The organism is Dietzia sp. IBK-p2-15D (genome assembly GCF_057773105.1).
In genome coordinates this window covers 1-219 of record NZ_JBYMTK010000152.1, presented here as the reverse complement: position 1 = coordinate 219, position 219 = coordinate 1, and the positions used below count along the sequence as shown (strand labels likewise).

Annotated in this window: 1 pseudogene; it reads left to right on the top strand. The window is 66.2% G+C overall.

Annotation, left to right across the window (positions count from 1 at the left end):
* Window positions 1-219, top strand: a pseudogene (locus AC3DEV_RS17305) (long-chain fatty acid--CoA ligase); the annotation flags it as partial.

Below are 219 nucleotides of genomic sequence, written 5' to 3'. Positions count from 1 at the left end.
GGACTCCTGGACCGGCGAGTGGTACCACACCGGTGACATCGGCGAGCTGGACTCCGACGGCTACCTGTCCATCACGGGTCGCAAGAAGGACCTCATCGTCACCGCCGGCGGCAAGAACGTCTCGCCGGGGCAGATCGAGGACGCGATCCGGGCGCATCGACTCGTCGGTCACGCGGTCCTCATCGGTGAGGCCCGTAAGTTCGTCTCCGCGCTGATCAC